This window comes from Pelagibacterium luteolum, from assembly GCF_900100665.1.
Taxonomy (GTDB): Bacteria; Pseudomonadota; Alphaproteobacteria; order Rhizobiales; family Devosiaceae; genus Pelagibacterium; species Pelagibacterium luteolum.
The window spans coordinates 45,584-68,134 of record NZ_FNCS01000008.1 but is presented as its reverse complement, the minus strand read 5'-3'; the positions used below and the strand labels follow the sequence as shown (position 1 = coordinate 68,134).

The 22,551-nt window shown below is 57.9% G+C and carries 19 protein-coding genes; 16 read left to right on the top strand and 3 right to left on the bottom strand.

The window, feature by feature from the left end:
* Positions 1 to 25: 25 nt before the first annotated feature.
* From BLR31_RS13320 to BLR31_RS13310, 3 genes are all read right to left on the bottom strand, one after another.
* Positions 26 to 1,504 (bottom strand): AMP nucleosidase, encoded by a 1,479-nt coding sequence (locus BLR31_RS13320; RefSeq protein WP_090597177.1) that lies wholly within the window; start codon positions 1,502 to 1,504, stop codon positions 26 to 28.
* Positions 1,505 to 1,801: 297 nt separating this feature from the next.
* The gene (locus tag BLR31_RS13315; protein WP_090597175.1) at positions 1,802 to 2,398 is read right to left on the bottom strand and encodes a DUF1176 domain-containing protein; all 597 of its coding nucleotides are present in this window, start codon (positions 2,396 to 2,398) and stop codon (positions 1,802 to 1,804) included.
* Positions 2,399 to 2,499: 101 nt separating this feature from the next.
* Complete coding sequence (locus BLR31_RS13310; RefSeq protein ID WP_090597173.1) at positions 2,500 to 3,099, bottom strand: Spy/CpxP family protein refolding chaperone; 600 nt, start codon at positions 3,097 to 3,099, stop codon at positions 2,500 to 2,502.
* 476 nt (positions 3,100 to 3,575) lie between these two features.
* Between BLR31_RS13310 and proS the strand changes: the two genes are divergently transcribed.
* The 16 genes from proS (at position 3,576) to lpxI (ending at position 22,551) form a co-directional block, all read left to right on the top strand.
* Positions 3,576 to 4,925: a proline--tRNA ligase gene (gene proS, locus BLR31_RS13305; protein WP_090597171.1), complete on the top strand. Its 1,350-nt coding sequence runs from the start codon at positions 3,576 to 3,578 to the stop codon at positions 4,923 to 4,925.
* Complete coding sequence (locus BLR31_RS13300; RefSeq protein WP_090597169.1) at positions 4,922 to 6,289, top strand: ABC transporter permease; 1,368 nt, start codon at positions 4,922 to 4,924, stop codon at positions 6,287 to 6,289. Before proS ends, BLR31_RS13300 begins: the two co-directional genes overlap by 4 nt.
* Positions 6,282 to 6,968, top strand: coding sequence for an ABC transporter ATP-binding protein (locus BLR31_RS13295; RefSeq protein WP_090597167.1), 687 nt, complete (start codon positions 6,282 to 6,284; stop codon positions 6,966 to 6,968). The genes BLR31_RS13300 and BLR31_RS13295 overlap by 8 nt, the downstream gene beginning before the upstream one ends.
* A gap of 435 nt (positions 6,969 to 7,403) precedes the next feature.
* On the top strand, positions 7,404 to 10,847 hold the full coding sequence (gene dnaE / locus BLR31_RS13290; RefSeq protein WP_090597164.1) for a DNA polymerase III subunit alpha: 3,444 nt from the start codon (positions 7,404 to 7,406) through the stop codon (positions 10,845 to 10,847).
* A gap of 160 nt (positions 10,848 to 11,007) precedes the next feature.
* Complete coding sequence (rpsB, locus tag BLR31_RS13285; protein WP_090597162.1) at positions 11,008 to 11,793, top strand: 30S ribosomal protein S2; 786 nt, start codon at positions 11,008 to 11,010, stop codon at positions 11,791 to 11,793.
* Between the two features lie 96 nt (positions 11,794 to 11,889).
* Entirely contained in the window at positions 11,890 to 12,816 is a 927-nt protein-coding gene (gene tsf, locus BLR31_RS13280; protein ID WP_090597160.1) for a translation elongation factor Ts, read from the top strand.
* A 57-nt stretch (positions 12,817 to 12,873) separates the two neighbouring features.
* A complete protein-coding gene (pyrH, locus tag BLR31_RS13275; protein ID WP_090597157.1) occupies positions 12,874 to 13,587 on the top strand; it encodes a UMP kinase in 714 nt (237 codons plus the stop codon).
* Positions 13,588 to 13,669: 82 nt separating this feature from the next.
* Complete coding sequence (gene frr / locus BLR31_RS13270) at positions 13,670 to 14,230, top strand: ribosome recycling factor (protein WP_090597156.1); 561 nt, start codon at positions 13,670 to 13,672, stop codon at positions 14,228 to 14,230.
* Positions 14,231 to 14,266: 36 nt separating this feature from the next.
* On the top strand, positions 14,267 to 15,016 hold the full coding sequence (uppS, locus tag BLR31_RS13265; RefSeq protein WP_090597154.1) for a polyprenyl diphosphate synthase: 750 nt from the start codon (positions 14,267 to 14,269) through the stop codon (positions 15,014 to 15,016).
* Positions 15,013 to 15,888 carry a phosphatidate cytidylyltransferase gene (locus tag BLR31_RS13260; protein WP_143009390.1) on the top strand — a complete coding sequence of 292 codons (876 nt, stop codon included), beginning with the start codon at positions 15,013 to 15,015 and terminating at the stop codon, positions 15,886 to 15,888. Before uppS ends, BLR31_RS13260 begins: the two co-directional genes overlap by 4 nt.
* A gap of 57 nt (positions 15,889 to 15,945) precedes the next feature.
* Positions 15,946 to 17,055: an RIP metalloprotease RseP gene (gene rseP, locus BLR31_RS13255; protein ID WP_090597284.1), complete on the top strand. Its 1,110-nt coding sequence runs from the start codon at positions 15,946 to 15,948 to the stop codon at positions 17,053 to 17,055.
* Positions 17,056 to 17,237: 182 nt separating this feature from the next.
* A complete protein-coding gene (bamA, locus tag BLR31_RS13250; RefSeq protein WP_176762654.1) occupies positions 17,238 to 19,349 on the top strand; it encodes an outer membrane protein assembly factor BamA in 2,112 nt (703 codons plus the stop codon).
* 67 nt (positions 19,350 to 19,416) lie between these two features.
* The gene (gene lpxD / locus BLR31_RS13245) at positions 19,417 to 20,433 is read left to right on the top strand and encodes a UDP-3-O-(3-hydroxymyristoyl)glucosamine N-acyltransferase (protein ID WP_090597148.1); all 1,017 of its coding nucleotides are present in this window, start codon (positions 19,417 to 19,419) and stop codon (positions 20,431 to 20,433) included.
* 47 nt (positions 20,434 to 20,480) lie between these two features.
* Positions 20,481 to 20,918 carry a 3-hydroxyacyl-ACP dehydratase FabZ gene (fabZ, locus tag BLR31_RS13240; RefSeq protein WP_090597283.1) on the top strand — a complete coding sequence of 146 codons (438 nt, stop codon included), beginning with the start codon at positions 20,481 to 20,483 and terminating at the stop codon, positions 20,916 to 20,918.
* Positions 20,915 to 21,724, top strand: a complete 810-nt coding sequence (gene lpxA / locus BLR31_RS13235) for an acyl-ACP--UDP-N-acetylglucosamine O-acyltransferase (protein WP_090597145.1) — start codon at positions 20,915 to 20,917, stop codon at positions 21,722 to 21,724. Before fabZ ends, lpxA begins: the two co-directional genes overlap by 4 nt.
* Entirely contained in the window at positions 21,721 to 22,551 is an 831-nt protein-coding gene (gene lpxI, locus BLR31_RS13230) for a UDP-2,3-diacylglucosamine diphosphatase LpxI domain-containing protein (protein WP_090597143.1), read from the top strand. Before lpxA ends, lpxI begins: the two co-directional genes overlap by 4 nt.

The following is a 22,551-nucleotide window of genomic DNA, read 5'->3' as shown; positions in this document are numbered from 1 at the left end:
AGGCGCCCCTCGGGGCGCCTTTTTCTTATTGGAATGCCGTCTCGGCAAAACTCCTTAGCTTTCGTGAGTGCAACCGTTCGACCGGTTGGCTGCGCAGGATTTCCATTGCTTTCAGCCCGATCAGCAAATGCCGGTTGACCTGGGTGCGATAGAAGTCGGACGCCATGCCGGGCAGTTTCAGTTCACCATGCAGCGGCTTGTCTGAGACGCACAGCAGCGTTCCATAAGGCACCCTGAACCGGAACCCGTTCGCGGCAATCGTGGCGCTCTCCATATCGAGCGCGATGGCCCGGGACTGGCTCAGTCGGCGCGTTATCTCGCTCTGATCACGCAGCTCCCAGTTGCGGTTGTCGATCGTGAACACCGTGCCGGTCCGCATGATCGCCTTGGCCTCGAGACCTTCGAGATGGGTGATCTCCTCAACCGCCTCCTGCAGCGCCACCTGTATCTCCGCAAGCGCTGGAATCGGCACCGTCACCGGCAGATCGTCGTCGAGCACGTGATCCTCGCGCACATAGCCATGCGCTAGCACGTAGTCGCCCAGCGACTGCGAGTTGCGTAGCCCCGCGCAGTGCCCCAGCATCAACCAGGCATGCGGGCGCAGCACCGCGATATGGTCGGTTGCCGTTTTGGCGTTCGACGGGCCGACGCCGATATTGATCATCGTGATCCCCCGACCATTCGGTGCCGTCAGATGATAAGCCGGCATCTGCGGTTGGCGCGCTGGCATCGCCCCCTCGGTGCTGCCGCCCAGCCTCGAATTGGTCGTCACAACATTTCCCGGCTCGACGAAGCTTTCGTAGAACTCATGCCCCTCGGCCATCCACTGATGCGCCAGGCGCGTGAACTCCTCGATATAGAACTGGTAGTTGGTGAAGATCACGAAGTTCTGGAAATGGTCCGGAATCGTCCCCGTATAGTGGTTCAGCCGGTGCAGCGAATAATCGACGCGCGGGCCTGTGAATGCCGCTAGCGGGTAGGGGCCGCCCGAGGGGGGAATGAACGTGCCGTTGGCGATCTCGTCGTCCATGTGCTGGAGATCGGGCACGTCGAAAAGATCGCGCAGCGGCACGCCGATATCGAGCAGTGTGTCGCCTTCTACCCGCTCCTTTGGATCGACAGCGAAATGCAGCGGGATCGGCGTTTCCGATTCACCAACCTCAATAGGCCCGCCGTGGTTTTTCAGGATCAGCGAGAAGTTCTCGATCAAATATTTGTGGAACAGCCGCGGCTGCGTCACCGTCGTCTGGTAAAGCCCCGGGCTGTGCAGGAAGCCGTACGCCAGCCGAGAGGATGCCTGCTGTTGGAAGCTGGTCGAGAGCACCTGCACCCTGGGATAATGCGCGCGCACCTTGCCCGGGGGCACCTGGCCCTTGGTGAGGGTGATCAGATGGTCGCGGATGAAGCTCGTGTTGCGTTCGTAGATTTCGCAGACATATTCCCACGCCTCCACAGCATCGGTGAAGGATTTGAGCGGCATCGCTTCCGGGGTGACGAGTTTCATCGGCGGTCATCCTGTTCTTGTTCTTGGTTTAACCCTGAGCCATGCCAGTTTCCCCGGCCCAGTGCAATGGCGGGCCATATTCGCAGGAAAAAATCACAGTTCGGTGATTGGGCCTTTTATCGCCGCAATATATCCCGATATTTAGGGTGTCTGCCGGCTAGGCAAACGAGCCCATGCACCGGCGGACACAGCTTCCGCTGTAGTCCCCCAAGCCCTCAACAGCGCGGCGGAAGTTTAGTGCGAGACCGCAGCTGTCCGCCCGACGCTGCGGTCTCCTTCTGTTGCGTCCACGCGCCGTCATTTGTACTCGACGATCCGTTCTGGGTTGATTTCGCCGTCGTAAGACGCGTCGACCTCGAAGGATTTGAGGACGAACTGTCCCTTGTCGAACGCCCAAACGCCGCTTGACGACGCATCCCCGATACCTCGCCAGAGCGCCGTGTTGGAAATCGTCTCGGTTTCCGGGTCGAACTCGGCATTGGTCAGCATCTGCTGGCTGACAAACCCCCGCAGCGTGATCGCCTCGACAGCCCCTTCGAAATCGTCACCGACATAGTCGACGTCGAAATGCGGAGCCGCAAATGATAGGGGAATCGGCCCGTAATAGGGATCATCGAGATAGTAGATGAACTGGACATTATACGCCCCGCTCGAGCAGAAGAACTGATAGAGCGTAACCTCGGTCGGCGCGTCGGCATAGTCTTCCTGCCATTCCAGTGGCCAGCTCTCGGGCGGAAAATATTCGGCCGCGCTGCTGTCCTCATCGAGAGCGCAGGCCTCTGTAAAGCTCGCCACGAACTGCGCGTATGCATCGCTTTCTTCGATATCCTGTGCATGCGCCGGCATGGCCATCGACAACGTGGCGCATAGGAGAAGACAGGTGGGACGGATCATGGTGACCTCACAAAGTTTACCGCGAAGTCTGCCTCAAACCTTTTCTCATTGGTAGGGACATGAACGGGCCGGCGGGGATTTCGCCGGCCCGCAAACCATTGTCAGCCCTCTGCGCCCGGTCCGGTCAGTGCCGGCCCTGCATCGCTGTCCCCAGGCAACGGAGGGGTGGCCGCCCGGCGCTGTGGCACTAGGGCGGAAATCTGCTCTTCATTAAGGGATCCGACGAAGGCTTCATACGCAGGCTGCATGGCCTCTAGCGCATCGGCGCGGGCCGTCGTCATCGCCACCAGACCCGAGTATCGTGCCACGAGGTCGGGGGCGTCTTGCGCCTCGGTGACTTGCGCCATCTCTTCGCGCGCGGTTTTCAATTCTTCGACCGCACCGAGCGCAGCAAGCCTCAGATCCTCCAGCAATGCCTGCTGTTCGGCATCGAGCGAAAGCTGGTGCGTCAGCCGCACGGCAGCGACATCGATCGCTTCAGCCCCACGGCCAGACAAAAGTACCTCAAGCAAATTGCCTCGCTGGCCCATCATGGCTGCGCCGGGGCCGGCCGGGCGGAAGCTGTGCGCATGCCCACCTTCGATGCGCTGGGTAAATCCGCGCTCACCGCCGAATGGCTGGGCGTAGGCAGGAAGCATGGCAGTTGCACCCAACGCTGCCGTGGTTATGGCGATGATCGCCCCTTTGGTCATGGTTTTCATTTGAACTATCTCCTTTTGGGGTAGGCGCAGTGGAGCGCCATGCAGCCCAGACTAGGAGCGCGTATCTCTCATCATGCTGTCCGAGGGATGAAATCTTGGACAGAGTGGTAAGGCGACGCGTGAAAACCCAAGTTAGTGTAAAACAAAAAAATGCAGGGCCAAGGCCCTGCATTTCAAAAGAGTTTCGCGACAAACCACTGGTCTTACAGCGCTCATATGGGCGGCCAGTGCTCCTCCCTTGACGTTGTCAGCGTCGGGCGGGTTGTACCCACCTTTCTTTTATGGGGCGGACCCTATCAAGGACATATTGTCGCGACAAGCCAAAAATGCGTAGACGTGCCACATGCCGGCAAAAATCGGTCACTTCGAGCGATTCCAACCATGCGATGGGGCCAAGCTTGCCATAAAGCGCTCCATTGCGCTTGATTGTTCAGCCCGGTATGAGCACGAGTCGATCCCGGCAAAGCGGAGTTGTCATGCGCCTTTCCCGTTATTTCCTGCCCGTCCTCAAAGAGACACCCAAAGAGGCGGAAATCATTTCCCATCGTTTGATGCTGCGCGCCGGCATGATCTCACAGCAGGGCGCCGGCATGTATGCCTGGCTGCCGCTGGGCTACAAGGTTCTTGGCAAGATCCAGCGCATCATCGAAGAAGAGCAGAACCGGGCAGGGGCGAACCAGCTTCTCATGCCGACGCTGCAATCGGCCGATCTCTGGCGCGAATCCGGCCGTTACGAAGCCTATGGCAAGGAAATGCTGCGGATGCAGGACCGCCATGAGCGCGATATGCTCTATGGTCCGACAAATGAGGAGATGATCACGCACATATTCCGCACCTATGTGCGCTCCTACAAGGATCTGCCGCTCAATCTCTACCACATTCAGTGGAAGTTCCGAGACGAGATTCGCCCACGCTTCGGCACCATGCGGTCCCGCGAATTCCTGATGAAAGACGCCTATTCGTTCGACGTCGACAAGGAGGCCGCGGTCAAAGCGTACCAACGCATGTTCGTTGCCTATCTGCGGACCTATCACCGCATGGGCCTTACCGCTATTCCGATGCGCGCTGAGACCGGACCCATCGGGGGCGATTTGAGCCACGAGTTCATTGTCCTTGCCGATACGGGTGAAAGCGGCGTCTTTTGCCACGCCGATCTTTTGCAAAAGCCCATTCCCGGGCCCGATACGGACTTTTTTGGCGACCTCTCCGGCATCGTCGCCGATTGGACCTCGCTTTACTCGGCTACCGAGGACATGCACGACGAAGCCGAATTCGACGCCAAGGTGCCGACCGACAAGCGTATCGCGGCGCGCGGTATCGAGGTGGGACAGGTTTTCTACTTCGGCACGAAATACTCCGAACCCATGGGCGCCAAGGTTACCGGCCCTGATGGGAAGGATATAACCGTACACATGGGTTCATACGGTATCGGTCCCACCCGCATCGTTCCGGCGATCATCGAAGCCAGCCACGACGACAGTGGTATCGTCTGGCCCGTTTCGGTCGCCCCGTTCGAGGTGACACTCGTCAACCTCAAGACCGGCGACGCACAAACCGATGCGGCCAATGAAAAACTCTATGGTCAGCTTCAGGCGGCCGGCATCGATGTTCTCTACGACGATCGTGAAACCGGCGCGGGTCAGAAGTTCGCTACGGCCGATCTTATCGGCATCCCGTTTCAGTTGATTGTCGGTCCTCGGGGCCTCGCGTCAGGCGAAGTCGAAATTAAGCACCGAAAGTCCGGCGAGCGTGAAACCATCGGCATCGAGGATGCTGTTGCGCGCCTGAAGGCTCTGATCGAACCCGAACGCAGGGACGCCGTTTGACCTCCACCGAAGCCGCCCGGCGCAAAAAGGGTTCAGGTCCGTTCTCGTGGTTCGAATGGCTGCTCGCAGGGCGCTATCTGCGTGCCCGGCGACGCGACGCCTTCGTCTCGGTCATCGCCATCCTCACCATGGCCGGCATCACTATCGGCGTTGCCGCGCTCATCGTAGTTATGAGCGTCATGAATGGATTTCGCGAGGAGCTCATCACCCGGACCCTCGGTCTGAACGGCCATTTCACGGGGTTTCCGGTCGAACAGGCTTTTTCAGACTACAACGAGGTCCGCGACAATCTCGAATCCGTTGAGGGTGTGGTATCCGCGGTCGCATTCGTGGAAGGACAGGCTCTCGTCACCAGTCAGTACGGGTCATCTGGCGTCAATATCCGCGGCATGAGCATCGATGATATCGAAAAGCTGCCACTTCTCCATTCATCCGTCATGTACGGGGGGTGGGAAGATTGGGACGATCTCGAAGGTGTGGCCGTCGGTTCTCGGCTTGCCGCCAATCTCGGTCTTGGCATCGGCGATGCGATTACGCTGGTAACCCCGAACGGTCCCCAAACCCCGTTTGGCTCTACGCCGCAGATCCGGTCCTACCCGGTCAACGCGATCTTCGATGTGGGGATGGTCGAGTTCGACTCGCTGTTTCTCTACATGCCCATCCGCGCAGCGCAGGATTATTTCCGGCTCTATCAGGATCAATTGCGCGAGGGCTTTGGCGAGCTCGATCTGATGGCCACCGACGAAGAGATCGATGAGGCTTATGAGCGGGTCTATACCGCTACGGCTGTCGAGGTGTTCCTGTCCAATCCAGACGGCACCTTCGCGATGCAGCGTTCACTTGAAGACGCTGCGGGTCGCCCCATGGTCTTTACCGATTGGCAAACTCGGAACCAGACGCTCTTCTCCGCACTTCAGGTCGAGCGCGTCGTGATGTTCACCATTCTTTCGATGATCATATTGGTGGCCGCCTTCAATATCATTTCCAGCCTAATCATGCTGGTCAAGGATAAGGCGTCCGACATCGCGGTGCTGCGAACGATGGGAGCGACGCGATCTTCGATCATGCGGGTGTTCTGCATCACCGGTACAGCCATTGGATTTATCGGGACGGTCCTGGGTTTTGTTTTCGGCGTGTTGATCGCCGTCAATGCCGAAGCCATCCGCTCTTGGGTATCCAGCGTTTTGGGCGTGGCACTGTTTCCGCCCGAAGTGTTCTTTCTGTCGGAGCTGCCCTCCCGCGTCGATCCGCTGGAAGTCATCGTAGTACTCGCGGTGTCGCTGGTGCTCTCATTCCTCGCAACGCTCTATCCCGCGTGGCGCGCCGCGCAATACGATCCCGTGGAGGCGCTTCGCTATGAGTGAGACCCTTCTCGAACTGCGTAATGTCGTCCAAACCTATGGTTCCGGGGAAGGCGCCGTGCATGTGTTGCGGGGCGCTGATCTCACCATCAAGCGGGGCGAAATCATTGCCCTGATCGCACCGTCCGGAGCCGGCAAGTCCACATTGCTGCACATTTGCGGCCTTCTGGAGCGTCCGACATCGGGTGATGTCGGAATCGACGGCGAGAATGCTGCAAAGCTGGCCGACCGCCAGCGAACGCTCCTGCGTCGCCACCGTATCGGTTACGTCTATCAGTTCCACCATCTGCTGCCCGAGTTCAGCGCCATCGAAAACGTCACGATGCCGCAACTTATCGCGGGGCAAGGGCAGAAGGACGCTGACAAGCGCTCAATGGAGCTGCTCGACGCGATGGGCATAGCCCACCGTGCCAAGCATCGCCCCGCCGAGTTGTCGGGCGGCGAGCAGCAACGCGTTGCCATCGTCCGCGCCGCTGCCAATCGCCCCAGTCTCATTCTGGCGGACGAGCCGACCGGCAATCTCGACCCGGCTACCTCCGACGTGGTCTTTGCAGCTTTGGCCGATCTGATCCGTCAGCAGAATGCTGGTTGCATCATCGCCACCCACAATCATGACCTCGCGCGGAAAGCGGATCGTATCGTCACGATCGTTGAGGGCAGGGTGGTACCACACACTCTGTAGGAAAGACCGCTCTGCACCGTTAATTCAAAGCGCTCGTATTTCGACACGAGCGCTTTTTTATTCGCGCTGTCAGCCGGCAAGAAGCGCTTCAGATCAAAATCCCGCACAATACTGTCGCCAACTCCAGGATAGCGACGAGTAACATTTCCTTAACCGCCGATCTCGAGCCATATATGCGCCCATTTACAGGAACGAAAAAAGAACATATAAGAACAAAACATAAACACCGTGTTGGAGGTTCCCATGCTCGATTTCGTCAAGGATTTCATGGCCCTGGTTTCGCTCACCGCGTTTGGTGGCGTCACGCTGTTCTATTTGGATATGATCACGTACCTTTCGTGATTCCCCATCCTGTGCATAAGCGACCACGAAGGTGGCTTATGAGCGCTACGAATGGCAAATTGCGTCCGTAATTCTCGTGATCAGGACCCATTAATGTCCGGCCCCGGCTTCGTTCATCTCCACGTCCACTCAGCCTTTTCCCTTCTTGAGGGCGCATTGCCTTTGGGCAAGATTCTGGACCTCGCCAAGGCCGATCATCAGCCCGCAATCGGTATCGCTGACACCAATAACCTCTTCGGAGCATTGGAGTTTTCCGAGAAGGCGTCAGGCAAGGGCATCCAGCCGATCATCGGATGTGAACTGGTTATCGATTTCGGCGCTGACGAGGATAAACCCTCCGATCGCGTCAATCTGGGCAAGGGCGGCGTCGTTCTGATCGCGACGAACGAAACCGGCTTCGCCAATCTTTCCGAATTGGTATCAAAGGCTTACCTCAAAGGAAGCGACAGCCGGACTGCGGCGCACATCGATTGGCTCGTCGATCACGCCTCCGGCCTCATCTGCCTAACCGGCGGCCCGGAAGGCGCCATCGATCCCTACATCGCTGCCGGACTGGACGTTCAGGCTGACGATCGTATGCGGGTTCTCAAGCGCATTTTCGGTGATCGGCTCTACGTCGAGATCCAGCGCCACGACCGCCCGGTGGAGAACGCAGTTGAGCCACGCCTTATTGAACTAGCCTATGCGCTGGATCTGCCGTTAGTCGCGACCAACGAGCCCTACTTTCCTGCGCAGGACGACTACGATTCTCACGATGCACTGCTCGCAATTGCCTCGGGCTCTGTAGTAGCCCAAACCGAGCGTAGGCGCCTGTCAGATCAGCATTATTTTAAGTCGCGCGATGAGATGATCGCGCTGTTTTCCGATTTGCCTGAGGCTATCGAAAACACGATCGAGATCGCCCAACGGTGCAGCTACCGCCCGCACACGCTCGATCCTATCCTGCCCAAGTTCGCGGCTGCCGAAAACGTTAGTGACGAAGAAGCGGTCTTTGCCGAGGGCGAGGAATTGGCGCGTCAGGCGCGTGAGGGCCTCAAACAGCGTCTGGAACTGCATGGGCATGCGCCGGATCGCAGCGCCGGCCAGTATGAGGACCGGCTGGAGTTTGAACTGAAGGTTATCCGGGACATGAAGTTTCCCGGCTACTTTCTTATCGTCGCAGACTTTATCAAGTGGGCTAAGGCGCATGGTATACCGGTCGGCCCAGGTCGTGGTTCGGGTGCCGGTTCGCTTGTCGCCTATGCGCTGACCATCACCGATCTCGACCCTTTGCGCTATGATTTGCTGTTTGAGCGGTTCTTGAACCCAGAACGCGTTTCGATGCCCGACTTCGATATCGACTTCTGTCAGGAGCGGCGCGAGGAGGTCATTCAATACGTCCAGGACAAGTATGGCTTCGATCAGGTCGCGCAGATCATAACCTTTGGAACGCTCCAGCCACGCGCAGCGCTCCGCGATGTCGGTCGGGTACTGCAGATGCCCTATGGGCAGGTGGATCGCATCTGTAAGCTGGTCCCAAATAATCCAGCAAATCCGGTCACATTGGCGCAGGCAATCACTGATGAGCCGCGACTTCAGATGATGCGTGACGAAGACGAGACGGTCGCCGAGTTGCTGCGCATTGCCGGCAAGCTCGAGGGGCTGTTCCGGCATGCATCGACCCATGCTGCGGGTATCGTGATTGGTGACCGGCCGCTGCAAAAACTATTGCCCCTCTACCGCGATCCGCGATCGGATATGCCGGTTACCCAGTACAATTTGAAATGGGTCGAGCCGGCGGGCTTGGTAAAGTTCGACTTTCTGGGCCTCAAGACGCTCACCACCATTCGCTATGCTGTCGAGATGGTGCGGGAGACCGGGGTCGAAATCGATATCGATGCCATTCCTTTGGAAGATGCCCCGACCTACAAGCTTTATTCCGATGGCGACACTTACGGCATTTTCCAGTTTGAAAGTCCGGGTATGCGTCGTGCGCTGGTCGAACTCAAGCCCGACCGGATCGAAGATCTCATCGCGATGAACGCGCTCTATCGGCCGGGTCCGATGGACAATATCCCGAGCTTCATCAATCGTAAGCACGGCAAGGAAAAAGTTGAATATCCGCACGAGAAACTGGCCGCGGTCCTCGATGAAACCTACGGCATCATCGTCTATCAGGAACAGGTGATGCAGATCGCCCAGCTCCTTTCGGGCTATTCACTCGGTGAAGCCGATATGCTGCGGCGCGCGATGGGCAAGAAGATCAAGGCGGAGATGGACAAGCAACGCGTCCGTTTTCAGGAGGGCGCGATTGCCAGCGGTCTCAAAAAAGGTCTGGCCGACCAGATCTTCGACCTGCTCGCCAAGTTCGCCAATTACGGCTTCAACAAAAGCCACGCTGCAGCTTACGCTTGGGTTTCGTACCAGACGGCCTACCTCAAGACCCATTTCCCCGAACAATTCTATGCCGCGTCGATGACGCTAGACATGGCGCAGACCGACAAGCTGTCCGATTTCCGCCGCGAGGCGCAGAAAAAGGGCATCGAGGTGGTGCCGCCTTGCATCAACCGCTCTGATATCAATTTCTCGGTGAAGGACGGCCGTATTCTCTATTCGCTCTGTGCCGTCAAAGGCGTGGGGCGGCAGGTTGCCGAGCATATCGTCGAAATCCGTGCCGGGCGGCCGTTCAATGATCTTGCAGATTTTGCGAGCCGTATTGACCCCAAGATCGTCAACAAGCGTACACTCGAGACGCTGGTCAATGCGGGAGCCTTCGACCAGTTCACCAAGAGACGTGAGCAGATGATCGGAGTAATCGATACGATCGTCAGCACCGCACAGCGTGAAACCAGTGGTCGGGTTGACGGTATCGAGGATATGTTCGCCTCAACGCAACCACAGGCGATCAATCTTCCTGAAAGTGCGGCACCATGGACACTGACTGAACGTCTTGCCCGTGAACATTCAGCGATCGGTTTCTATCTGTCCGCGCACCCCCTCGATGATTATGCCGAGATGTTTGAAAAGCTTCGCGTTCAGCAATGGGCGACCTTCGAGCGGTCAGCTCGCAATGGTGCCGTGGCCGGTCGATTGGCAGGAACATTGATATCTCGTCAGGATCGGAAAACCCGCAAGGGTTCGACGATGGCGATCATGATGTTCTCCGATCCCAGCGGGTCGTATGAGTGCATCGCCTTTTCCGAGCAGATTGCGGATTATGGGCGTTGGCTAGAAGCGGGCCGCTCGGTGGTCATTGAGGTTGGCGCCGATTCGCGCCCGGATGGTGTGAGGCTTCGGCTTCTGACTTGCGAGCCGATCGACGCATCCGTCGAAAAGCTCGGACGGCGCATGACCATTTTCGCTGGTAATGAGAAATGCCTCGCCCCGATCAAGAACCAGTTGCAGCGTGGCGGGGAGGGGGTTGTGAGTCTCGTATTGGTCCGTGATCAGGGCGAGCGTGAGTATGAGGTCGAACTGCCGGGTCATTTCCGGCTGACGCCCCAATTGGCCGGCGGGCTCAAAGCGATCACGGGTGTGGTCGACGTTAGACTCAACTGATAGGGCTCAAAGGCTTGCTATCCTTGCGATCGTGCGGTATAGCGCGCGTCGTCAAATCCACATGCAAAGACTGGCTCCGTGAATGAACGGATCCGTCCGGTGGCGGGATGTCCCGCCTCTTTTTCTTTGCAGAGGCATAACCGGTTAAGGAGACTACCCAATGGCTTTGCCAGATTTTTCCATGCGTCAATTGCTTGAGGCCGGCGTTCACTTCGGCCACCAGAAGCACCGCTGGAACCCCAAGATGGAACGCTACATCTTCGGTGTTCGCAACGACGTCCACATTCTCGATCTCAGCCAGACTGTTCCGGCGCTTTATCGCGCTCTTCAGCTGATCAGCGACACGGTCGCAGATGGCGGTCGCGTGCTGTTCGTCGGCACCAAGCGCCAGGCCGCCCCGCTCGTTGCGGAAGCCGCTCGCCAGAGCGCGCAGTATTACGTCAACTCGCGTTGGCTCGGCGGTATGCTGACCAACTGGCAGACGATTTCGAACTCGATCGCTCGCCTGCGCGAACTCGAAGCCCTTCAGGCCGAAGGTGCTACGGGGCTGACCAAGCGCGAACGTCTGCAGCGCAGCCGCGAGCAGGAGCGTCTCGAGCGCGACCTGGGCGGTATCAAGGACATGGGCAATATTCCGAACCTGATGTTCGTGATCGACACCAATAAGGAAGCCAATGCGATCAAGGAAGCCCGTCGTCTGGGCATTCCGGTCGTTGCTATCGTCGACACAAATTGCGATCCCGACGCTGTCGATTACGCAATTCCGGGCAATGACGACGCTTCGCGTGCGCTTGAGCTTTATCTGTCGCTGGTTTCCAAGGCCGCGATCGACGGTATTGCGCGTTCGTCGTCGTCCATGGGCCGTGACCTTGGCGCTTCGACGGAAGTGCTTGAAGAGCCTGCTCTCGAAGCCGCTCAGCCAGAAGGTGAAGCCGCTCAGGCGTAAGCCTGGGCGTCATCTCTTCGACACGACTTTCCATTTATCCGTGCTTGAACCCCGCGCCGCTGGCGCGGGTGTGAGGGCAGACAAAGAGGTATCGAGATGTCAATCAGTGCAGCAGACGTAAAAACGCTCCGCGAAATGACCGGCGTGGGCATGATGGACTGCAAGAAGGCCCTCACCGAAACCAATGGCGACATCGAAGCGGCGGTTGACTGGCTCCGCTCGAAGGGCTTGGCCAAGGCCGCAAAGAAGTCAGATCGCGTCGCAGCTGAAGGTCTGGTCGGTGTTGCAACCGACGGCAAGCGCGCTGCCATCGTCGAAATAAACTCCGAGACTGACTTCGTTGCGCGCAACGAGCAGTTCCAGTCGATCGTTCGCAACGCTTCCAAGATTGCGCTTGATGTGAATGGTGAAGTCGAAGCACTAGGTAAGGCCGATTTTCCCGGCACCGGCCGCACCGTCTCCGAAGAACTGACTGAAGCCATCGCCAAGATCGGCGAGAACATGACGCTTCGCCGCGCGGCCGTCCTAGAAGTCAATGAAGGTGTGGTCGGATCGTACGTCCACTCGGCGATTTCCGAAGGTCTTGGGCGTATCGGCGTGCTCGTTGGTCTGGAGTCGACTGGCGACAAGGCAAAGCTTGAAGCTCTCGGTCGTCAGGTTGCGATGCACGTCGCTGCAACCAAGCCGCTTTCCCTTTCGTCTGATGATCTCGATCCCGAGGCTGTGGAGCGCGAGCGTTCGGTATTCAGTGAGCAGGCGCGTCAGTCAGGCAAGCCGGATAACATCATCGAAAAGATGGTCGAAGGCCGCATTCGCAAGTACTACGAAGAAGTGACGCTCCTGGCGCAGACCTTCGTCATCGACGGCGAAAATACCGTCGAGCAGGCTGTCAAGAATGCCGAAACCGACGTTGGCGCACCGATCAAGGTCACGGGCTTCGTGCTCTTTGCGCTTGGTGAAGGCATCGAAAAGCAGCAGTCCGACTTTGCCGCTGAGGTTGCCGCAGCCGCAGGCACCGCGTAACGTCTCCGAAATTATTTCGGATTCGGTTTTCGCGTAACTCGGAGGCAGGACAACTCCATGTCCAGGACCGGCTATTCACGCGTCTTGTTAAAGGTCTCCGGCGAAGCCCTCGCCGGAGACCAGTCATATGGTATCGAGCCGCTTTTCCTCAACGACATTGCGCGCCAGATCGTCGATCTGACCCGTATGGGTATTCAGGTTGCCATCGTTATCGGCGGCGGCAATATCTTTCGCGGCATGGCCGTGGCGGCCAAGGGCGGGGATCGTGTGATCGGCGATCACATGGGCATGCTCGGCACGGTGATCAATTCACTGGCCCTCGGCGATGCCATTCGGAGGGCAGGTGGACGTTCCCATGTCTTCTCATCGGTCTCGATGCCCTCGATCTGCGATACCTTTACGCAGCGTGGCGCAATTTCCGCTCTTGAGGGCGGAGCGACGGTGATATGCGCCGGCGGTACCGGGAATCCGTTCTTCACGACCGATACGGCAGCGGCGCTGAAAGCTATCGAGCTGAAGTGCGATGTCTTGCTGAAGGGAACCAAAGTGGACGGCGTTTATTCTGCCGACCCCGTTCAGGACCCGACCGCCGAACGCTACGAAACCATTTCTCACGAAGACGTCATCATGAAGGACCTGAGGGTCATGGACACGGCCGCCTTCGCGCTTGCGCGCGACAATGGCTTGCCCATCATCGTCTATGCCTTATCTGCCGATGACGGGCTTGTGGGTGTCATCGAAGGGCGTACGCCAAGCACACGCGTGGGTTGACGACGTCCGACCAAAGATCAATTCTGGCCGGGCTAAAGCCCGCCTGCGGCGCTTATGCGCTGACACTGACCGGGAGAAACATATGTCGGATTCGTTTTCACTCGAAAGCTTACGCTCGCGTATGCAAAAGTCGATCGAGTCGATGAAGGGCGATCTCGCTGGGCTGCGTACGGGACGGGCTAGTGCCAGTCTGCTTGAGCCCATCCAGGTGGATGCATATGGCTCGATGATGCCGCTGAATCAGGTGGCTACCGTCACGGTTCCTGAACCGCGCATGCTGAGTGTGCAGGTCTGGGACCGATCGATGGCCAACGCTGTCGAAAAAGCCATTCGGGAATCCTCGCTGGGACTTAACCCGATGGGGGAAGGGCAGATCATCCGTGTGCCTCTGCCGGAGCTCAACGAAGAGCGTCGCCGCGAATTGACCAAGGTCGCTCACCAGTATGCAGAGCAGGCGCGTGTCGCAGTTCGTCACGTCCGTCGCGATGGTATCGAGCTGTTGCGCAAACTCGAGAAGGATGGCGACATGAGCCAGGATGAGGCTCGGGTCAATACCGACAAGGTTCAGAAGGCTACCGACGAGACCATTGCCGAGATCGATACGCTGGTCGCAGCGAAAGAACAGGAAATCATGCACGTCTAACGGCGATCCCGTTCTGACCGTTTGCCGAGGGGCGCGATGTCGACACAACCGGCTGCAATACCGATAGAGCGCGCCGAGGGCCTCAAAATCCCGCGTCATATCGGCGTCATCATGGACGGCAACGGTCGTTGGGCGAAGCAGCGCGGCCTCTCGCGCTCTGACGGTCATCGAGCAGGTGTGGAGGCCGTGCGCCGTATCGTAAAACTCGCGATCGACTATCAGGTAGAGTGCCTGACCCTTTTTAGCTTCAGCGCAGAGAACTGGCGCCGACCACCCGATGAGATCAAGTTCATATTCGGGCTGTTGCGGCGGTTCGTGGCATCTGATCTCGATCGGCTTGCAGAGCAAAACGTGAAGGTCCGGATCATCGGCGTGCGCGACGGACTGGATTCGGGTCTGTTGGGCATAATCGAGGAGGTCGAGAGGCGCACAGCTAGCAATGACGGGCTCGACCTGCTCATCGCATTCAACTATGGCGCCAAGGTTGAAATCGCTCGTGCTGCGCGAGCGATTGCAAGGAAGGTCGCGTTAGGGGAACTGGCGCCGGACGCAATTGATGAAGCGCTGATTGAGAAGCATCTCGACACGTTTGGAGTTCCCGACCCAGATCTTATACTGAGAACGAGTGGTGAGATGCGTCTGTCGAATTTCCTGCTTTGGCAGTCGGCTTACGCTGAGCTCGTTTTTATCGATGAGAACTGGCCTGATTTTGATGAGGCGGTGTTCGTTAAAGCGCTCAAGGTTTACAGCTTGCGCGACAGAAGGTTTGGCGGTGTCGGGTCGTGACGCAGAAACCCGGCAGGGCAGACAAGAAACTGGCTAAGCTCTGGCCGTTCGGCCCAGACCTGCTTCCTCGGCTGCTTTCAGCTATGGCCCTTATACCGCTGACGGCAATAGCGCTGGCGGCGGGCTGGTTGCCGTTTGCCTTGGTGATTGCGCTGGTCATGGCCGGCGCATATCGTGAGTGGGAGATCATGATCACCGGCAAGCACTCAGCGTGGCCGGCTGTTCCCATCATGGGATTGATTGCTTTGATCGCTGTTGCGCATCCTATGAATGGAGCTTGGGCGAGCACGGTGATCTTTGTGTTTGCCGTCGTATTTGCGGCGGCCGCAAGAGCGCCTAACCGCCATTGGCGTGTCGCCGGCGTTATATTTTTTGGGTTGGCGACGATCGCCTTTCTCGCGATCCGCGGGAGTTCCTGGGTCGGCTTCTGGGCGGGGCTCTTCTTGCTATCGGTGGTTTGGATGACCGATATCGGCGCTTATTTCGTGGGCCGAATATTCGGCGGCACGAAGCTGTCCCCTGACGTCTCTCCCTCCAAGACCTGGTCGGGTGCCGGCGGCGGACTGGCTTTCGGTACGCTAAGCGGACTCGGGGTCTGGCTTCTCGCAGGGTGGGCGTTAGAGACACCATCGCCATTCGTGATCGGGCTCTTGATTTCCGTGCTGGTCTCGATTTCGAGCCAGCTTGGCGATTTGGCCGAGAGCGCAGTCAAACGCCGCTTTGCCGTCAAGGATAGTGGGGACATCATCCCCGGTCACGGCGGATTGATGGACCGTATCGACAGTCTGACGGCAGCCGGAATGGTTCTGTGGTTGATCGGGCTCGCCCATCGGGGACTTGGAGCGGTGCCGCAAGGCATTCTCTTCTGGTAGAACTGGTTTTCGACACATTGTGCCAGCAGATCGAGCGGGCAAAATAGGAACTTGGCTATGGGCTCGCTGCCGTTCTACCTCAACTATATCATTCCCTTTCTGTGCATCCTTACCGTAATCGTTTTCGTACACGAAATGGGCCACTATCTCGTGGCGCGATGGAACGGTGTCGCAGTCGACGCCTTCTCGATCGGGTTCGGGCCCGAGCTCTTGGGCTGGACCGATAGGCGCGGAACGCGTTGGCGAGTCGCAGCGATTCCGCTCGGTGGATACGTAAAGTTCACCGGCGACATGAACGCAGCCAGTATGCCGGACCCTGACGTGGTCGATAAATACGATGCGGCGACAGCGTCGACGCTATTTGTAAACAAGACCGTCTGGCAGCGCATGGCGATCGTCGTTGCCGGGCCAGCAGCCAACGTCATTTTTACGTTCCTGATCCTCTACGTCATGCTGCTCGGCTATGGCCGGTTCACGCTGGACCCGGTCGTGGGGGACGTTTTGCCTGAGTCGCCCGCAGCGGCTGCAGGGCTGGAACCGGGCGACAGATTCCTGACGGTCGATGGGTATGAGATACGCGGCTTCGAGGATGTTCAGCGCATTATCTCGACAGCACCAAATCGCGAGGTGTCCGTCATTGTCGAGCGGGGAGGGGCAATCCAAAGCCTTTCTCTCGTGCCTGAAACGGAAACCACGACCACCCGCTTTGGCCGGGAGTTGAAGCTGGGCCGGATCGGCGTTAGTCGCGATGTTGGTGAAAATGACGTCGTGCTCTATCGTCCTGGGCCTGTCGAAGCCATCGGCATGACGTTCGAGGAAATATGGTTCATCGTAGACCGCACGCTGGCCTTCCTCGGTGACATCTTCCTTGGTCGCGCCGACCTCGATCAAGTGGCCGGACCGGTCGGTATGGCTCAAGTGTCAGGAGAGGTCGCGACGTTAGGGCTGTTAGCATTGGTTAACCTTGCGGCACTTTTATCGTTAAATATTGGCATAATTAACCTCTTCCCAGTACCGATGTTGGATGGTGGTCACCTGATGTACTACCTCTACGAAGCTGTCCGAGGGCGCCCTTTAAGCCAACGAGTGCAGGAAATCGGCTACCGAATTGGCTTCGCACTGGTGTGCACGCTAATGGTTTTCACCTTGGTGAACGACCTAGTCTAGCGCGATCTATCAAGGGGTTAGCAAGTGTTGCACGATTACATATGTGGCGATCTTTCGGCGCGACGCGCGGGTGTTTCACCTTGCCCGGATGGCAAAAACGGGTAAAACAGCTCCACGGAGTATGGGGGAATCTGCCCGAGACGATTCCCGGCACAAGTCTCATAAGGCAAGCAAGAACAATCATGACCAAGACAGCCAAGCTTTTGCACAGCGTCCTCCTCGCACTGGCGCTTGTCGTCATTGCGCCGGTTTCCGGGGCGCTCGTGTTCGGTGTCAATGCAGCCCAGGCTCAAGTCGGCGAGGGCGCGACAGTCGCGTCGGTCGGCTTTAACGGCAATAGTCGCTTCAATGACAATCAGCTTCAGGCCATGGTCGATGTCGCTGTTCGGCCTGTGTACACGCAAGCTGGTGTCAATAACGACGCCCAGACCATTTTGGCTGCCTACCGGCAGGCCGGGTTCACGAATGTATCGGTGACGCCGCGAGCTGAGGCGGCTGCCGATGGTCGCGTTACCGTCATCTTCGACGTGAATGAAGGTGATCGCGCAGGCATTGCTGCAATCAATTTCACTGGCAATAACAGTGTTTCGACCTCCGTCCTCAAGGGTGTTATCCAGACCAAGGAAACGCATCTTTTGAGCTGGCTGTTCCGTGACGATGAATACAGCGAAGATCGCCTTGCGATCGATCGCGAGCGCGTTCGTCTCTATTATGCCAATCGTGGCTATGCGGACGCGCGGGTCCCGTCAGCCGTGGCCCAGTTCGATGCTGAGCGGAATGCCTACTTCATCAACTTTACCGTTGAAGAGGGACAGCTTTACAATTTTGGCAACATCGCCATCGAGACCTCTATCCCGGGTCTGAATGCCGATGCGCTGCGTGGCGGCATCTCGACAGGTTCGGGCTCGCGCTACTCGATCTCCGACCTTAGTGAGTCGACGCAAGAGGTGGCCGTTCGTGCCACCAATCAAGGCTATCCTTTTGCTGACGTGCGTCCGCGTGTCGACCGCGATCTGCAGAACAACACGTTTAACGTTACGTATCTCGTTGATGAAGGTCCGCGGGTTTATGTCGAGCGGATTAATATCACTGGTAATACCAAGACACGTGACTACGTAATTCGTCGCGAGTTCGACTTCTCCGAAGGCGATCCATTCAATCGTACATTGGTTACACGTGGTCGCGAATCCGTAGAGGCGTTGGGCTACTTCTCCTCCGTGCAGGTTACCTCCGCACCGGGCAGTTCGCCTGATCAGGTTGTCCTGAACGTCGCGGTCGTTGAGTCCAGCACTGGTGAGTACGGCGTCGGCGCGGGCTACTCGACCCAGGACGGTATTTTCGGCGAGATTTCACTCACCGAACGTAATTTCCTTGGTCGCGGTCAGTACCTCCGCGCCGCCATTGGTCGCTCGGAGAACGGCGAGACCTATGACTTCAGCTTTACCGAGCCGCGCTTCATGGGGCTTCGTGTGTCGGCTGGTGTAGATCTCTACCGTCGTGTTACCCAGGAAGGTAACAACTTCACCTACGGCACCGAGACAACAGGTGGGCGTCTGCGCTTCGGCCTTCCGGTCGTCGACAATGTGACGCTGAGCACCCGCGTTGGTCTCGAGCAGGTGACGTTTACCGATAACGACGCACCGGCTGCGCCCCCATATATTGGTGGGACCCGCGATCGCCTAACCGTCGGTTACACTTTGGCCTACGACACGCTCGACAATCAGCGTCGTCCGACCGAAGGCATGATCCTGAGTTTCTCGCAGGATTATACGACCTTGACTTCCGATTTCCTCACGACTGAGGTGCGGGCACGGGTTTACTATCCTGTCTGGGAAGAAATGGGTGTAGTCGGCAGCTTGCGTGGTCAAGCTGGTACCATCACCGATCTCGATGGCAACGGCATTCACCCCACCGATTCATTCCAGCTCGGCCCGAACCTTGTTCGCGGCTACCAGTTCGGCGGCATGGGTGCACGGACAGCCGTGTCTGACGATCCGCTGGGCGTCCTTGCCTATGCAGGTCTCTCGGCTGAAGTCGACTTCCCACTGCCGTTCCTGCCGGAAAATTGGGGCATTCACGGTGCAGTCTGGGGTGACGTGGGTTGGATCGACGGCGTTCCTGCCGCTGGTGTCGCTGACACCGGTATCGATAACCCGCTCAAGGCCTCGGTCGGCGGCTCGTTGATCTGGCACTCGCCTCTTGGTCCACTTCGTGGCGACTTTGCCCACGTCATCGACCCTGACGTGAATGACCGCACACAGGTCTTCCAGCTGACGCTTTCGACACTGTTCTAGTCCTCAGGTCGATGGATAAAGATGAAACCGCGGCGTTCACTGCCGCGGTTTCTTTTTCGGGCCCCTCATGATCGATACGCGCTTTCACCATTGCACTGGTCCGCTGAGATTGTCAGACCTACTGCGCAGGGCTGGCCATGAGCCTCTGGCTTTTGAACTGCCGTATGATCCGATCGTTGAAGGCGCAAGTGATCTCGCCGATGCCACCGAGCGCAGCGTTTCGTTTGCCGGTAGTCGAGCCTATCGAGACGCTCTGGACGCCAGTCGAGCCGGAATTGTCCTTGTTGTTCCCGATCTGGGAGGCGACCACCGGGACGATCAGATGCGCATCGCATGCGAGAAGCCTTACGACGTCTTCATCGATTTGCTCGAGGTGCTTTATCCCGACGATACGCGTCTGACCGCAGCCGCTGAAGTGCATGACGCGCCTCTTATCGAGCCGGGTACCGTTATCTCTCCGAACATTTCTATAGGGAACGGGGCGCAGATTGGTGCGGGCACAGTCTTGGGGCCGAATGTCTCGATCGGGGCAGGGGTAACGATCGGGCGCAATTGTGTGATCGGCGCGAACGCATCGATCGCCTGCGCACATCTGGGCAATGATGTGGTTATTCAGCCCGGCGTCGTCATTGGTGCCGAAGGCTTTGGATTTCAATTGCGCACTGACAGGCATCGCAAAATTCCACAGCTTGGGCGCGTGATCATCCAGGATCGCGTGGAGATTGGCGCGAACACCACGGTCGATAGAGGTACGCTTGGCGATACCGTCATCGGCGAGGGGAGCAAGATCGATAATCTTGTCCAGGTCGGGCACAATTGCCGTATCGGGCGCAATTGCGTCATTTCGGGCATGTGTGGTCTGAGTGGTTCTACCGTGCTCGGTGACGGTGTCATCATGGGTGGTGGAGCAGGGACCGCCGGCCATCTTACGATTGGTGCGAACTCAAAAGTGTTGGCGCGATCAGGAGTTACACACAGCTTTCCTCCCGGCTCCAATATTGCCGGGGCGCCCGCACAGGATGTAAGGATGTGGAAGCGAGAGATTGCGGCAATCAGACGTTTAGGAAAAGGGGATGACCGGTGAATGATATTGATGTGCCTGAAAAGGGGCCGGCCAGCGAATTGTCGACAATGGAAATCGACGCAGTCCTCAAGGCCCTGCCGCACCGATATCCGTTTCTTATGATCGATAAGATCATCGAGATCGATGGGGACAATTCGGCGATCGGGATCAAGAACGTCACCTATAATGAGCCCCAATTCATGGGCCATTTTCCCGGAGAGCCGATTTTCCCCGGCGTCCTGATAATTGAAGGCATGGCACAAACCGCAGGCGCTATTGTCATCAACCTTGAAAACCGATCCGGTGACCGGCATATCGTTTATTTGCTGACCATTGATGCGGTCAAATTCAGGAAGCCAGCCAAGCCCGGCGATCGCCTTGAATATCACATAAAAAAGATTCACCGTCGAAAGACAGTGGGCCGCTATGAAGCCAAGGCAATCGTAAACGGCGTCGTCGTAGCAGAAGCTGAAATCGGTGCGATGATCGTCAAGGAATCTGCGTGACCACAACAATTCATCCCACGGCCATCGTTTCCGAGGCGGCCAAGATCGGCGAAAATGTTTCGGTCGGACCATACTGCATCGTCGGGGACGACGTTGTTTTGGGCGATGGCGTTTCGCTCATATCGCATGTGTCGATTGATGGGCGCACGACTGTAGGGCCGCGCACCAAGATCTATCCGTTTTCATCTATCGGGCATCCACCCCAGGATCTCAAATTCGAAGGCGAGCACAGCACCGTCAATATCGGGTCGGATTGCACGTTGCGTGAGTACGTAACGATCAACCCAGGCACGTCCGGTGGTGGCATGGAAACGCGCGTGGGGGATCACTGTCTGCTCATGGTAGGCGTGCACATTGCTCATGATTGCCGTGTAGGCAACCACGTGGTTATGGCGAATCAGGCCTCATTGGCTGGTCATTGCATTGTCGATGACTACGTACGATTCGGCGGCATCTGCGGCGTGCACCAGTTCGTCCGGATAGGGGCGCACGCTTTCGTCGGTGCCATGAGTTTCGTGGAAAATGATGTGATTCCCTACGGCTCGGTGCTTGGAAACCGGGCCTATCTAGGTGGACTTAATCTTGTTGGCCTCAAGCGCCGCAAGTTCGATCGGGAGTCTATCCACGCGTTGCGTGCCGCCTATCGCATGATTTTTTCCAATGAAGGTACCTTGCGCGAGCGCATCGAAGATGCAGCGGAAATCTTCAAGGGAGAAAAGCTGGTCGAAGAGGTGATCAACTTCATCCGAAAGCCATCGGAACGCGCGCTGTGCATGCCTCGCAACGGCGTTGAGACATCGGAATGAGCCAGCCAGGTCGGCTGGCGCTGGTGGTTGGTTCGGGCGACCTCGTCCTGCAGACCATCGCTGCTGCCCGAGAGGCCGGTTGGGAGCTTAGGGTGCTCTCTCTTCATCCGCGTGAGGATATTGCCGACGAACGTCCATTTCAGATCAAGGTTTCGCGGCCCGATCAGGTTTTGCGTGAGATCCGCCGGTTCAAGGCAACCCATGTTTGCGCTGTTGGGGGCTTTCACATGTCCGATCGCGAGCGCGAAAGTTTTGCAGAATTCGCTGGCGAAACGCAGACCACCACGCCGAAAGGCGACAGCAAGCTTTCCCAATTGGGGTCGGCCTTGCTCAAGATGCTGGGGCTGCCATTCATCGGCGTTCATGAGATCGTTTCGGGCCTCCTTGCTCCTTTGGGTACACTTGGTTCCATTGAGCCTGATGACGCCTTGAGTGCCACCTGCCTCTTTGCTTTTGAAGCAGCGCGATCGGCGGGCTCTCTCGACCTTGGCCAGTCGCTTGTCGTGTCAGGTCGCCGCATTGTTGCAACTGAGGACATAGCAGGGACCGACGCCTTGTTGCTCCGCTGTGCGGCATTTAAGGAGAACGGACTGATCGGCGACGGCCATGCGCACATCGTGCTCGCCAAAACCTCGAAACCGGGTCAGCCGCTGCACGTCGATATGCCGGCTATCGGGCCGACAACAGTGGAACTTGCCGTCCGTGCCGGTGTGTCCGCCATCGTCATTGAGGCGAACCGAACACTGCTGATCGGGCGCCAGCAGATTATATCTGCGGCGAACGCAGCTTCGGTCGCGATCGTAGGATATGCGGCTACAGATGCCTAG

Bases quoted from the DNA above. Each gene is read 5' to 3' on its own strand.
- frr (WP_090597156.1), top strand. From the start codon at position 13,670: ATGTCGGATTCGTTTTCACTCGAAAGCTTACGCTCGCGTATGCAAAAG.
- dnaE (WP_090597164.1), top strand. From the start codon at position 7,404: ATGTCCGGCCCCGGCTTCGTTCATCTCCACGTCCACTCAGCCTTTTCC.
- BLR31_RS13320 (WP_090597177.1), bottom strand. From the start codon at position 1,504: ATGAAACTCGTCACCCCGGAAGCGATGCCGCTCAAATCCTTCACCGAT.
- fabZ (WP_090597283.1), top strand. From the start codon at position 20,481: ATGGAAATCGACGCAGTCCTCAAGGCCCTGCCGCACCGATATCCGTTT.
- proS (WP_090597171.1), top strand. From the start codon at position 3,576: ATGCGCCTTTCCCGTTATTTCCTGCCCGTCCTCAAAGAGACACCCAAA.
- lpxI (WP_090597143.1), top strand. From the start codon at position 21,721: ATGAGCCAGCCAGGTCGGCTGGCGCTGGTGGTTGGTTCGGGCGACCTC.
- rpsB (WP_090597162.1), top strand. From the start codon at position 11,008: ATGGCTTTGCCAGATTTTTCCATGCGTCAATTGCTTGAGGCCGGCGTT.
- bamA (WP_176762654.1), top strand. From the start codon at position 17,238: ATGACCAAGACAGCCAAGCTTTTGCACAGCGTCCTCCTCGCACTGGCG.
- uppS (WP_090597154.1), top strand. From the start codon at position 14,267: ATGTCGACACAACCGGCTGCAATACCGATAGAGCGCGCCGAGGGCCTC.
- lpxD (WP_090597148.1), top strand. From the start codon at position 19,417: ATGATCGATACGCGCTTTCACCATTGCACTGGTCCGCTGAGATTGTCA.
- pyrH (WP_090597157.1), top strand. From the start codon at position 12,874: ATGTCCAGGACCGGCTATTCACGCGTCTTGTTAAAGGTCTCCGGCGAA.
- BLR31_RS13310 (WP_090597173.1), bottom strand. From the start codon at position 3,099: ATGAAAACCATGACCAAAGGGGCGATCATCGCCATAACCACGGCAGCG.
- tsf (WP_090597160.1), top strand. From the start codon at position 11,890: ATGTCAATCAGTGCAGCAGACGTAAAAACGCTCCGCGAAATGACCGGC.
- rseP (WP_090597284.1), top strand. From the start codon at position 15,946: ATGGGCTCGCTGCCGTTCTACCTCAACTATATCATTCCCTTTCTGTGC.
- BLR31_RS13315 (WP_090597175.1), bottom strand. From the start codon at position 2,398: ATGATCCGTCCCACCTGTCTTCTCCTATGCGCCACGTTGTCGATGGCC.
- BLR31_RS13295 (WP_090597167.1), top strand. From the start codon at position 6,282: ATGAGTGAGACCCTTCTCGAACTGCGTAATGTCGTCCAAACCTATGGT.